The sequence below is a fragment of the Roseateles sp. SL47 genome (assembly GCF_026625885.1).
Classification (GTDB): domain Bacteria; phylum Pseudomonadota; class Gammaproteobacteria; order Burkholderiales; family Burkholderiaceae_C; genus Roseateles.
The window spans coordinates 5,362,276-5,374,523 of sequence record NZ_CP113068.1; the positions used below are offsets into that span (position 1 = coordinate 5,362,276).

Here is a 12,248-nt window from a genome sequence, read left to right on the forward strand (position 1 = left end):
TCTTCCAGATGGAAAAAGATAGCACTCGGAATAAATTTCACCGGTGCCTGTTCATGTCCGCTCCGACTCCTGCCACCCCCGGCACGCTTCCTTCCCCTCATCCTCCTGCGCCGGACTCATCCCCACAAACTGCCGCGCACACGCCCAGCCCCGCGCCCACGCCCCCTGAGCTGCCGGCGTCCAAGGGGCGCCGCCGCCCCATCCTCCTGGTGGTGGCCCTGGCCGCCGTGATAGGTGGCGCGGTGTACGGCGTGAACTGGTGGCGCGTGGGCCGCTTCATTGAGAGCACCGAAGACGCCTACCTGAAGGCCGACAGCGTCACGGTCGCCCCCAAGGTCGTCGGCTACGTCACCGACGTGTTTGTGCAGCCCAATCAGGCCGTCATGCGCGGAGACCCCTTGGTGCGCCTGGACCGGCGCCAATACGAAGCCATGCTGGCCCAGGCGCAGGCCACGATGGATGCCCGCCAGGCCGACATCCTGCGCGCGGAGGCCGACATCGTTCAGCAGCGGGCCCAGTTGGCCCAGGCTCGGGCGCAGGCAGAGGCGGCGTCGCTCAGCCTGACCCATGCCCAACGGGAATACGAACGTTACGCGCCGCTCATCAGCACCGGCGCCACCACCGAAGAACATCTGGCGGATCTGCGCAATGCGCGGGACCAGGCCAAAGCCACGCTCGCGGCCAACCAGGCGGCGGTAGCGTCTGCCGAAGGCAAGATTCAATCAACGCAGGCCCAGGTGGCGCAGAACCGGGCGCAGGTGAAAGCGGCAGAAGCCGCGCGCAGCCAGAACCATCTGGATGTGGATGACACCATCGTGCGCGCCGCCATCGACGGCCGCGTGGGCGACAGCACCGTGCGGGTCGGCCAGCTCGTGCAGCCCGGCACCCGGCTGATGACGGTGGTGCCGGTGCAGGAGGTGTATTTATTGGCCAACTTCAAGGAAACGCAGATTGGCCGCATGCGCGCCGGCCAGCCGGTGACGCTGCATGTGGACGCCCTGCCCGACCTGGAACTGCATGGCCAGGTGGAGAGCTTCTCGCCCGGGACCGGCGCTCAGTTCGCCTTGCTGCCTTCTGAAAATGCCACCGGCAACTTCACCAAGATCGTGCAGCGGGTGCCCGTGCGTATCAAGCTGCAGGCGCTGGACGCCAGCGTGCGGGACCGTTTGCTGCCCGGCCTGTCGGTGACCACCGAGGTGGACACACGCGACGCCAGCACTGCCGCACAAGCGACGGCGCGTGCCACGCCGCAATTGGCCCCAGCAGCGGTACCGCAGGCGGCTCGCCAGGCCGCCCCCGACACCGCCCCTGACACCGCCGATGGAGCCCGCCATGGCTAAGGCCGCCGCCTCGGCCCCAGCCGGTGCAGGCGGAGGGAGCACGGGCCACGCAGTCGGTACCGCCGCAGCCGCAGAGCCCAATGCCCGCGCGGTGGATTGGATCGCAGTCGCCGCAGGCGCCCTGGGCGCGCTGATGGCCACGCTGGACATCTCCATCACCAACTCCGCCCTGCCCCAGATTCAAGGGGCGGTGGGCGCCACCGGCACCGAAGGCACCTGGATCTCCACGGGTTACCTCATGTCGGAGATCGTGATGATCCCGCTGGCCGCCTGGTTGACCCGGGTCTTCGGTCTGCGGAATTTTCTGGTGGGTAATGCCGCCCTGTTCACGCTGTTTTCGGTGATGTGCGGGCTGTCCAACAGCCTCAGCACCCTGATCATTGCGCGCATCGGCCAAGGTTTCACGGGCGGAGCCATGATTCCCACTGCGCAGACCATCATCCGCACGCGCCTGCCGCGCCACCAGTTGCCGGTGGGCATGACCGTCTTTGGGCTGATCGTCATCCTCGGGCCGCTGCTGGGCCCGGTGGTCGGCGGTTGGCTCACCGAAAACGTCAGCTGGCACTGGTGCTTCTTCATCAACGTGCCGGTGTGTGCCGCGTTGCTGGCCTTGCTGCTGCTGGGGCTGCCCTCGGAGCGGACCCATCTGGACCAATTCCTGCGCGCCGACTGGCTGGGCATTGTCGGCCTGGCGGTGGGCCTGTCCACGCTCACCGTGGTGCTGGAAGAGGGGCAACGCGAACGCTGGTTTGAGTCGGCGATGATCGTCTGGCTCAGTGTGGCAACAGCCTTCGGGCTGACGCTGGTGGCGCTGTCGCAGAAGCTCTCGACCAAGCCCATTCTGCGGCTGAGCCTGATGCGCAACAAGAGTTATGCCAGCGTGATCTTCATCGTGTTTGTTGTGGGCGCCGGCTTGTACGGGGTGTCGTATCTCGTGCCGCAATTCCTCGCGCTGATCTCGGGCTACAACGCGCAGCAATCCGGCGTGATCATGCTGCTCTCCGGGGTGCCGGCCTTCGCCATGATGCCCATCCTGCCCTGGCTGATCACGCGCGTGGACTTCCGTGTGCTGGTCATCACCGGGCTGCTGTGTTTTGCCGGCAGTTGCCTGCTGGACATCAACCTCACGGTGCAAAGCGTCGGCCACGACTTCACGCTGTCGCAACTGCTGCGCGGTGTGGGGCAGATGCTGTGCATGATGCCGCTGAACCAGGCGTCCATGGCGGCGGTGAACCGCGAGGAATCGGGGGATGCCGCCGGGCTCTACAACATGGCCCGCAACCTGGGCGGGTCAGTGGGGCTGGCGGTGCTGGGCACCTTCATCGACCGCCGCAATGCCCTGCATGTGGACCGCCTGAGTGAGACGCTGAATGCCAACTCCCCGGTGGTTCAGGAACGGGTGGCGGCCAGCACGGCCAGCCACTTTGCACAGGTCGGCGACATGGCCCATGCGCAGCTGCAGGCCATCAAGGAGATTGCGCTGCAGATTCAGCAGCAGGCCAGTGTGATGACCTTCTCCGAAACCTTTTATGCCCTGGCCGTGGCACTGCTGCTGTGCGTGCCGCTGGCCCTGCTGCTGAAAACGCCCAAGCCCGGACAGGCCCCGGCGATCAGCGAAGCCCATTGATGCGGATTCATTTCATGTTTCATTCCCAAGCTTTTATTGCACGATGGGTGGCTGATGCGGTGGTCCGCGCCGGTCATCAGCGGGTGACCCAGGAGGGGTGTACCCAGCAACGGCTTACCGAGGAGCGGTGTACCCCGCTGCGGTGTACCCAGCAACGGCTTACCCAGCAACGGCTTACCCAGCTGCGGTGTACCCAGCAGCGGGCCACCCACCAGCGGCTCAGCTCGCAGCGATCTACCCCGCAGCGAACCACCCAACAGCGCCCGGCTCACCGGCCCTCTATCCACCAAGGTTTGCCCCACTCACACCTCGGCAGGTGGATCATGACCGCTCTGATGGCCACCACCGGGTTGGCGCTGACCGGTTGCACCACCGTCGGACCGGACTATCACGGGGCGCCGCTTGTCGCCGCCGATGCGATCCAGGCCAGCCGCTTTGCCCGCGCGCCCGCGGATGCCAATGCTGTCACCGCCGCCAACACCGGCACAGGCACCACATCCACATCCACATCCACATCCACATCTACATCCACATCTACATCCACATCTACATCCACAGCCACCGCCGCAGCCGCAGCCGCAGCCGCAGCCGCAGTCACCGCCAACGCCAACGCCAACGCCAACACTACCAGCCTCATCTCCCCCACCCGCCCCACCACGGCCGCCTGGTGGCTGCAACTGCACGACAACACACTCACCGCGCTGATCGACCAGGCCCTGGCCAACAGCCCCACGCTGCAGGCGGCACAGGCGCGTCTTCGCCAGTCCCGCGCGGCGCTGCGCCTGCAGGAGGCACAGCACATGCCCAAGGGATCGGCGTCGGCGCTGGGGGCCGGTATCTGGCAAGGGCCGGGCACGAGCAGCGACACCACGCTGCATCTCTACAACGTGGGTTTTGACGCCACCTGGGAGGCCGATCTCTTCGGCGGCACCCGGCGCGCCACAGAAGCAGCCTCAGCACAGGCCGAGGCCGTCCAGTCGGACCTGGCCGATGCACAGGTGTCCCTCACCGCCGAGGTGGCCCAGGCCTATGCGGACTTGCGCGCGCAGCAGCGCCGCCAGGCCTTGCTGCAAAGCACAGCGGCCTACGACGCCCAGACACTGGCCCTCATCCGTCAGCGACAGGAGCGGGGTGTTTCCGGTGCGGACGACGTGGAGCAACGCGTGCTGCAGGGCGAATCCACCCGCGCTTCGCTGGCAGATGTGGCGGCGCAAATCAGCGCCTCGCTGGACCAACTGGCCCTGTTGACCGGTCAGGCCCCAGGTGCGCTGGATGCTCAGCTTGCGGCCTCCGAGCCGTCGCTCCCCACGCTGCCCGAGTCCGTGGCCATTGGAGACCCCGCGTCGTTGCTTCAACGTCGCCCCGACATCCGCGCGGCGGAGCGCCGCCTGGCGGCGGGCCAGGCCAAGATCGGCCAGAAGGAAGCCAACTACTTCCCCAAGCTCACTCTGCTGGGCGACATCGGCATGGCCAGCACCGACCTGGGCCATTGGCTCAGCAGCAAGAGCCTGGCCCTGGTGGGTGTGCCCTACCTCAGCTGGAACGTGTTGGACTTCGGCCGCATCCGGGCAGAGGTCCGTCAGGCCGAAGCCGGACGTGATGAAGCCGTGGCCAACTACCAGGCCACCGTGCTGGGCGCTCTGCAGGACGCCAACACGTCGCTATCCCGTTTCGGCCAGCAGCGGCAGACGCTCACCCATCTGCTGGCGCAGCAGGCCTCGGCGGAACGCAGCCTGGCCCTGGCGCGTCAGCGTCGGCAAGCCGGCACCGCCAGCCAGCTGGATCTGCTGGATGCGCAGCGCAACCAGGCCTTGGCGGCGCTGAAAACGCTGGATGGGCAAGCGGCCCTGCTGAAGGACTTCGTGGCCCTGCAGAAGAGCCTGGGCCTGGGATGGCAGGTGCTAGCGCCGAGTTGATGCGGCGGGCGCTGCCGCAACGCGGCAGCCGCCACCACGTTGTTGCCCCCACGTTGTTGCCAGTACCTTGTCGCCACGACGTTGCCGTCCGGACTGCGTCACCAAGACTGCGTCGTCACCGCTCCGCTGCCACTGCTCCCCTGCTACTGCTCCGCCGCCCCCGGCCCCATCGGATTCACCGGATCAAACCGGCCGGCATGGAGCTGATCACCAAAGCGCTGGGCAATTTCGTCGTACTTCACCCGCGCCTTGGCCGCAAACACATGGCGTGATTCCAGCACCTTGCGGGTATCCAGCGTTTCATAGGTCTGCAGGATCTCCTGCCCGACGCGGTAGAGCTCGCGGTTCTTGAGATCGCATTGCTGCAAGGCCTGCTCCTGCACCTGCACACCCGCAGCCAGACGCGCCCGTTCGGCCTCGGCGCTCCTGGCCATTCTCAGCACCTCGTTGTAGGCATCACGAAACTGCCCCACTTGGGTGGCGGCCCGCTCGGTGGCGGTCTGGGCGGAGCGGCGCGCCTCTTCGCCCTGCTGGTCGTCACGGGCGCGCGCAGCACGCTCCTCGGCCAGCATCGCCCGGGCCTGGCTCAGCTCCCGTTTGAGCGCCTCGATCTGTGCATCGCCAGCCCTGGCGGCTGCAGTGCCGGACTTCATCTCCGACGTCCCGGCCCCCGGCGCGGCTTGCGCCGCCTTCAGCGTCGCCAACTCATTCTGCACCTGCTGCAGTTGGGACGTCGTGGCGCGCAACTGGGTTCGCAGGCGTTCTTCCATCGACGCCTGAGGGGCCTGGGCCAGCGCGCCTCCCATGCAGAGCACGCTCAGCCAACCCACGGATATCCGATGCAGTGTCATGGCGGTGTCCTCAGAAACGGGCATTGAAGTCGATCAGCAGGGTGTCGATGGACAGCGGCGGTCCCACCACCTCCTTGGACGACATCCACCGGCCGCTCAGCCAGGCGTTCTTGTCGAAGGCATAGGCGCCACCGATGATGAAGCCGCGGGCATTGGTACCGCCCCCGTGGAAGGTGGCGTCGTTGTAACCATCCGGCACGGCATCGGGCTCGATGCGGCGATAGCCCGCCAGCACATGCCATTGCCCCTTGAGTTGCGGCTGCACCGTCCCGAGCGTCGCCTGCACCTGGTAGGCATTGCCCCCACTGCGGAAGGCGGTCTGCGTTGTGGCGCCGGAGCCGCCGTAGTTGTTGAGGATGTTGCCCCGGGCGCGGCTGAACATCTCCTTCACGTCATAGGCCGTGTTGCGCAGATAGTTCAGATCCAGCCGCAGGGGGAAGCCGGTCGTCACCTCCGTGTCCCAGCGCGCCGCCACATCCAGCACCCGGAACTGGGACGCCAGGCCGAAGTACTGCGGCGTCGGCGTGTTGGCCGGATCGTTCGGATTCAGCGCAATGTCGCGGATCGACATGATGGTGTTGCCCTTCTGCATGAAGGCCGGGCGTGACCAGTCGGTGCTGCAATGGTCCTCGCCGGCATACAGCGCACAGGCGGCAGACACTTCACCGCTGATGTTGTGGAAATCAAAGTAACCCAGCGATCCGCCCACGCGGTTGCTGTCGTTGAGCTTCCAGGTCCCGCCAGCCTGCAGCCCGACCAGCCACTTGCTCTGGCTCGGGGCCTTGTCCTGGCTGCGCGAGGGGAAGTCGCTGGAGAGGTATTCCAGGGGAATGAACCCCAGCGATGCAAACACTTCGGCGTCCTTCTTCGCTCCCACGGCGCGCCGGAAGCTGGCCGCCACACCGTCCATGTTGAGGTCGGAAGAGAACAGCAATTCGGTGGTCTGGAAGGGATTGCCAAAACGCCCGCCCGTCAGCGTGAGGCCGTCCAGCGGGGAATGCGAGAGCCACGCCTGGTCCAGCCACAGCGCCTTCTTCTGCAGCCCGCCCCCCAGCGTCTGTGTGGTGGAGACGGGACTGTCATCACTGCCAGAAGCAAGGCGCACACCTGCGTGAGTGGACTCCGACAGGTCGGCCACCACGCCCAGACGCGCCCGCACCCGCCACTGATTGCTGCGGTTTTCCCGCGTGTTGAGCAGCGGTGGCAGTTCAGCGGCGGTGTTGGGGTTGACGTCGTAGGGGTCCCCCTTGTTGATGGCCGCAAAGTTCACCACCTGGTCGGAGTTTCCGCCGGCATACAGCCTCGATTCATTGCGAACCCGGACATCGCCTTCGACATGAATGCGCTTGGACCATTCCGGCGTTTCATTCGGTGCGGCCCAACCTTCGCTCTTGGCCTGGGCCATCACCTCGGCCTTGACCTCGTCCCGGATCTGATCCCGCACCGTCTGCGGCACATAGGTGACGCGAACATCACCGTTGTCCACCCGGGTGGATGGCGCCCCCGCCACCCGGCGCTGGGTGGGCTGCGACTGCTGAGAGGCCAACGCCTCCGCCTGCGCCTGGGCCAGCAGGGCTTCGCCCACGTCCTTGGCCAGCGCACCGCTGCTCATCAGGCCGCGGATCAACTGCACCATCGTGCTTTCCTTGGCCGCAGGCGCTGCCTGCGACGTGGCTTGCGTCTGCGCATGAGCCGCCAGGGTCGGCAGGGCCAGCACCAGGGCGCCGGCCAGCGTCCGCAAGCCGGGGGCGCGCGCGCGGCGGAAGGCGCTGGAGAAGGGGTGAGCAAGTGTTTTCATGGCAACGCTTGAAGAAACTTCAGAGGGTTCGTTGAGGGAGGCAAGGCCGGCGGCGCGTCCTCAGGGACGCACACCCCGGATCGCCACTCGGATCGGATAACGCATGGCGGCCGGCGGTCGCTCGTCCAGAGCGTCGAGTTCGCGAAGCACCTTGAGCACCAGCGCGTCCACCCGCTCCGTGCCCGTGCCTCGGACCAATTCGACCCGTGTGGCCTTGCCGTCAGTCCCCAGCCAGAGATCCAGCCGGAGGTCGTCAAACACCAGGCTGCGGGTTCGCGCGTCGCGTGACAGCGCCTGCTGGAGCCGGCTGGACACATAACGGGCATAAGACCCGCCACCGAGCCCGCCACCGGCGCCCGTCCCGGCGCGGCCGCCGCCCTTGCCGGATTGCACACCGAAGGCATCGGTCCCGGCCTGCGCCTCGCCATTGAGCGTGACCGGATCGCCCAGATCCTTGGCCGGGTCGGGCGCCTTGTCCTCCATCGGCTTCTCGGCCGGCTTCTCGGGCTCGGGCGTCGGCTCGGTGATCTTGGGCGTCTTCTCGGGTTCAGGTTCGGGTAGCTTCTCCGGCTCCGGTGGTGGCGGCGGCGGCGGTGGGGGCGGCAAGCTGAGCAGCGCCGTCTGCGGCAGCTCACGACGCTGGCTGGCCGTGTCGGACAGCAGATGCCACAGCAGCCCCCCCACCAGCGCCAGCAACAGGGCGGCCATGCACCCTCCGCCCCAGCGCCGCCACCAGGCCGTGAGCGGGTTCAAGCCTTCAGGAGTGCGCATCACGGTGCATCCTCACGCCGGCTTGCCGGTCACCAGCCCGACCTGGTTGAGTTCAATGCGCCGCAACAGGTCCAGCACCTCCACCACCCGCGCATACTGGACCGTGGCCTCTCCACGCACGATCACCGGGAAATCGGGGGTCAGCGCCTTCTCGGTGCGCAGCCGCTCTTCCAGCTCCGCCATCGTCACCGGGTAGGCGTCCAGGAACACGTTGCCATTGCCGTCGACGGTGATGGCCTTGGTCTTGGGCTTTTCCAGCGCCACCGACGAACTCGCCTTGGGCAGATCCACCTTGATGCCGGGAATGCTGGCGTTGCTGGTCAGGATGAAGATCACCAGGACCACCAGCAGCACGTCCACAAAGGGCGTGATGTTGATGCCGCTGCCGCGCTTCTTGACACCGAACTTTGCTGCGCGAGCCATGTCAGGCGCTCCGCACGACGGGCACGGCCGGACGGACCCGGCCCTCGCCCTGCTCTTCGGCCAGACGGGTGGAGAACTCATCCACGAACACCGCCATGTCGGCCCCGATGGCATCGGAGCGCGACGCCAGCCAGTTGTAGCCGAACAGCGCCGGGATGGCGACGCCCAGGCCGGCCGCCGTGCACAGCAACGCAGCGGCCATGCCCGGTGCGACCGAATTGATGTCCACCGCCCCGGCCATGGCGGCCACCACAAACACCAGCATGATGCCAATGACAGTCCCGAACAGGCCCACATACGGCGCCCCTTCGATGGTGGTGGACAGCCAGCTCATGCGGCGTGCCATCTTCTCGGACTCGCGCACCATGACACCATCCATCGCGGCACGGATCGCGCCGATGGTGGAGGCCGACACGGCGTGGATGTCATACCCGCGTGCATGGCGGTGCTGCAGTTCCTGGATGGCCACCGCATACAAACGCCACAGGGGTGAGTCGGTCTTCACCGTCGCCGCCAGCCCTTCACCGCTCGCCAGGGAATCCAGCGGATGGCCGGCGGTCTCCCGGAAGCGGTCCATGAACTCGGCATTGGCACGTTCCATGGCACCGAAACTGCGCCCCTTGCCGATCATGATGGCCCAGGAGCCCATCATCATCAGCCCCAGCAGGCCCACCACCACCCAGGCATCCAGCGGCATGGCCGCCAGGATGAAACCCAAATGACTTTTGCCGGCCTGCTGCTCATCCGGACCGAACTGCGTGAGCCGGGATTCCGCGCCCTGCGAGATCGCATCGGCCAGCAACAGCGGATCGGGCCGGGCCACCTTGGACAGCCGCAGTTCATCGATGCTGCCATTGAACGGCGTGCCCGGGCCGGCACCGGTATCCGCGCCGATGGAGGTGGGGCCGTTGAGCGCCGGCAATCCCCCTTGCAATCGCGCGGCCAGCCGTCCGCCGACCCACAGGCTGACGCTCTCGGCATTGGACTTCACCGCCAGGTGGGACCACTGGCCCGCCTGGATCGGCTGCCCCGGCGCGCTGCGCTGCCCGTTGACTTCGACATAGGGGATGCCCTGGTCGATCCCCACCACCAGATGGCTGGCACCGTCGCGGCGAGCGTAAACGATCTGACGGTCTCCCAACGCGGTCGGGCGCACCCACAGGCTGAGCGTGAACGGGGCCCCCGCAGTCGTGGCCAGCGAGGGTGATGCCGGCAGCATCAGCGCCGCACGGCCCAGTTGGGCACCGCGGCCAATCACGGTGCCCTCCGCCGTGGGCACCGTCGTCTGGGCATGGTTGCCATAAGCAGTGGTGTCCCGCGCCGGGGCGCCGGATTCGCTGAAGTGATAGACCAGCGTGTAGTCCGGGTCGAAGGTGCGTTGGCCGTTGGCCGAGGCCGGGGCCTTGCGATTGCCGTAATACATCCACAGATGCTGGGGTGTTCCCGCCGGCACGTTGGGCAGATCCACCCAGACCAGCGCAATGCCCAGCAAGGGATCGAACTGTTCGATCTGGTGGTTCAGTACGGTCTTGTCGTCAGCCGCCACGAAGCGCAGGTCGGCACCGGTGTCCGACACACCTTCAAAGCTGAAGTTGCCAGTGTGCAGCCGCAGCAGCACCGGCACACGCCCCGCGTCGCCGCCCAGCGCGGCGCCCTGGGGGCCGGCATCGATGGTGATGGGCTTGCGATAAGCCCAGTCGTTCTGCCACCAGGCATGGGAGAGCCCGGGCCACAGGGCACTCAGCAGCGTGAGCGCCAGGAAAAGGATGCGTCGCATGACGGCGGTCTCCGTGGATAAGGTTGGATCAGGTTGAAGCAACGGGCGCTGCCTCAGTAGCTGGCATTCAGGTTGAAGGTGACCCGTGGGTCCTTGCGTTCGGTGCGTTCGCCGTCCCGCAGCGGATAACCCACGTCCACCCGGCCGCTGAGATGGGGGCCTACGGCGAAGCTGGTCCCCAGGCCCAGCGAGAACAACGTGAAGCGGCTTTGTTGCTCCGGCAAGGGCTCCCGCAGGCGCAGATGTCCGAAATCGAAGAAGCTGTAGAGCCGCGCGTTCTCCAGCGCGATGGCAGAGATCCCCATCGGGCGGGAGCGCAACTCCAGCGCACCCACCAGCCCCACGTCGCCCACACGCTCCGCCGACAGGTAGCCGCGCACCGAGTTCATCCCGCCGGCCGAGATCTGCTCGCCGGAGACCAGCGGCGTGTCGCTGCCCTGGGCCGCCAGCCGCAAGCCCAGTTGCGCGCCACGCCAGAAGTTCAGGCTGCCGTTGAAATCGCCCTTGAGCACCAGGAAGCCGGGTTTGGCCTTGTAGCGCTTGTAGTCGAATTGCCGCCAGTCACTGCCCCACCCGAGCAGGCTGCGCGTGCCCACCACGGCCGAGAACGACAGCCCGAGCTGGCTGTCTTCGCCCTGGCGGGAGCCGGCATAACCCAGCGTCAGCGGCGCATAGTCCAGCGGCACCTGGTCACCGCCGCTGCCCATGCGCAGGGCTTCCCGATTGCGCTTGGCATCGATGCCAACACTGAAGGCGTGCCACCAGTCACCCGCCTCCGGCACGGTGTAGGTAGCCTTGAGCCCGGCCGAATAGCCCTTGCCCAGCACGGTGGTGCCCCCCACCGTGGCCACGTTGCTGTCGGAGACATAAGCGGCGGCTTCCAGGCTCCAGCCGCTGCCCCGGAACGGCGCCGTGTAGGACCCCGACACCACACTGGTCTGATCGAAGTCCTGCGGCGTGCCGAAGAAACTGAGTGTGGCACTGTGCCCCAGTTGCCAGAGGTTGTCGTGACCGACGGACAGCGTCATGCGCAGGTCTCGGGTGTCCGCGCTGCGGTCGTTGTTCAGGCCGGCACTGGCCCGCCAGGGGCTGTGATCGTCCACCTTGAGGTCGACATCCATCGTGCCGGTCAGGGTGCCCTGCCGCACCAGCGGCATGACCTGACGCTGGCCATTGCGATTGACGGCATTGAGCTGGGTCTGGGCCTGCTGAAAATTGGGCACCTCACCCTCCCGCAAGGCACTCACCTGCGCCTTCACCTCTTGCAGCGAGGTGTACTGGCTGCCGGTGACCCGCAGGCGCCCCACACGCACCTCGTTGACCGCCAGCACCACAACACCGTCCGCTCCGATCGGCTCCAGCACGTCCACATACACCGACTGGTAGCCGGCCGCCTGATAGGCGGCGGTCAGTGCGTCGCGGGCGCCTTCGATGTCCTGGCGGCTGCGCGAGGGGCCGAGGAAGGGCGTGACCAGGCGCTCGATGGTGCGCGCGTCCAGCACGGTGTTGCCACGAACCACATACTCCAGCACATCCAGCGTTGCCTCCGGCGCGTCGCCATGACCCGCGTCCGGGGAGGACGCAGAAGGCGACGATGCCCCCTTCGACGGCGGCTCGCCCGCCGCGCCCTGCGCCTGGGCGCCGGGGGCCAGCAGCCCGCCCTGCACCACCAGGCACAGCAGCAGGCCGACAGCCTGCCGCGCGCCAGGCGCTGCGGTCTTGTTGTTCTCCCTCATGGGTATGAC

9 protein-coding genes are annotated in these 12,248 nt (G+C 67.1%); 3 read left to right on the plus strand and 6 right to left on the minus strand.

Annotated features, from left to right (window positions below):
- Positions 1 to 53 precede the first annotated feature (53 nt).
- The 3 genes from OU995_RS23305 to OU995_RS23315 all read left to right on the plus strand — a co-directional run bounded on the left by OU995_RS23305 (position 54) and on the right by OU995_RS23315 (position 4,883).
- The gene (locus OU995_RS23305) at positions 54 to 1,340 is read left to right on the plus strand and encodes an HlyD family secretion protein (protein ID WP_324288672.1); all 1,287 of its coding nucleotides are present in this window, start codon (positions 54 to 56) and stop codon (positions 1,338 to 1,340) included.
- Complete coding sequence (locus OU995_RS23310) at positions 1,333 to 2,967, plus strand: MDR family MFS transporter (protein ID WP_267832532.1); 1,635 nt, start codon at positions 1,333 to 1,335, stop codon at positions 2,965 to 2,967. Before OU995_RS23305 ends, OU995_RS23310 begins: the two co-directional genes overlap by 8 nt.
- Positions 2,968 to 3,290: 323 nt before the next feature.
- Positions 3,291 to 4,883: an efflux transporter outer membrane subunit gene (locus OU995_RS23315; protein ID WP_267832533.1), complete on the plus strand. Its 1,593-nt coding sequence runs from the start codon at positions 3,291 to 3,293 to the stop codon at positions 4,881 to 4,883.
- 143 nt (positions 4,884 to 5,026) lie between these two features.
- On the opposite strand, the gene OU995_RS23320 is transcribed toward OU995_RS23315, so the two are convergent.
- The 6 genes from OU995_RS23320 to OU995_RS23345 are packed head-to-tail and all read right to left on the minus strand — an operon-like array spanning position 5,027 to position 12,239.
- Entirely contained in the window at positions 5,027 to 5,734 is a 708-nt protein-coding gene (locus tag OU995_RS23320) for a hypothetical protein (RefSeq protein WP_267832534.1), read from the minus strand.
- 10 nt (positions 5,735 to 5,744) lie between these two features.
- Entirely contained in the window at positions 5,745 to 7,532 is a 1,788-nt protein-coding gene (locus OU995_RS23325) for a putative porin (RefSeq protein ID WP_267832535.1), read from the minus strand.
- Positions 7,533 to 7,592: 60 nt separating this feature from the next.
- Positions 7,593 to 8,303 carry a hypothetical protein gene (locus OU995_RS23330; protein ID WP_267832536.1) on the minus strand — a complete coding sequence of 237 codons (711 nt, stop codon included), beginning with the start codon at positions 8,301 to 8,303 and terminating at the stop codon, positions 7,593 to 7,595.
- Between the two features lie 12 nt (positions 8,304 to 8,315).
- A complete protein-coding gene (locus OU995_RS23335; RefSeq protein WP_267832537.1) occupies positions 8,316 to 8,726 on the minus strand; it encodes an ExbD/TolR family protein in 411 nt (136 codons plus the stop codon).
- Between the two features lies 1 nt (position 8,727).
- Positions 8,728 to 10,503, minus strand: coding sequence for a DUF2341 domain-containing protein (locus OU995_RS23340; RefSeq protein WP_267832539.1), 1,776 nt, complete (start codon positions 10,501 to 10,503; stop codon positions 8,728 to 8,730).
- A 53-nt stretch (positions 10,504 to 10,556) separates the two neighbouring features.
- Positions 10,557 to 12,239, minus strand: a complete 1,683-nt coding sequence (locus OU995_RS23345) for a ShlB/FhaC/HecB family hemolysin secretion/activation protein (protein ID WP_267832540.1) — start codon at positions 12,237 to 12,239, stop codon at positions 10,557 to 10,559.
- Between the last annotated feature and the right edge of the window lie 9 nt (positions 12,240 to 12,248).

Bases quoted from the DNA above. Each gene is read 5' to 3' on its own strand.
- OU995_RS23305 (WP_324288672.1), top strand. From the start codon at position 54: ATGTCCGCTCCGACTCCTGCCACCCCCGGCACGCTTCCTTCCCCTCAT.
- OU995_RS23310 (WP_267832532.1), top strand. From the start codon at position 1,333: ATGGCTAAGGCCGCCGCCTCGGCCCCAGCCGGTGCAGGCGGAGGGAGC.
- OU995_RS23330 (WP_267832536.1), bottom strand. From the start codon at position 8,303: ATGCGCACTCCTGAAGGCTTGAACCCGCTCACGGCCTGGTGGCGGCGC.
- OU995_RS23340 (WP_267832539.1), bottom strand. From the start codon at position 10,503: ATGCGACGCATCCTTTTCCTGGCGCTCACGCTGCTGAGTGCCCTGTGG.
- OU995_RS23325 (WP_267832535.1), bottom strand. From the start codon at position 7,532: ATGAAAACACTTGCTCACCCCTTCTCCAGCGCCTTCCGCCGCGCGCGC.
- OU995_RS23345 (WP_267832540.1), bottom strand. From the start codon at position 12,239: ATGAGGGAGAACAACAAGACCGCAGCGCCTGGCGCGCGGCAGGCTGTC.
- OU995_RS23315 (WP_267832533.1), top strand. From the start codon at position 3,291: ATGACCGCTCTGATGGCCACCACCGGGTTGGCGCTGACCGGTTGCACC.
- OU995_RS23320 (WP_267832534.1), bottom strand. From the start codon at position 5,734: ATGACACTGCATCGGATATCCGTGGGTTGGCTGAGCGTGCTCTGCATG.
- OU995_RS23335 (WP_267832537.1), bottom strand. From the start codon at position 8,726: ATGGCTCGCGCAGCAAAGTTCGGTGTCAAGAAGCGCGGCAGCGGCATC.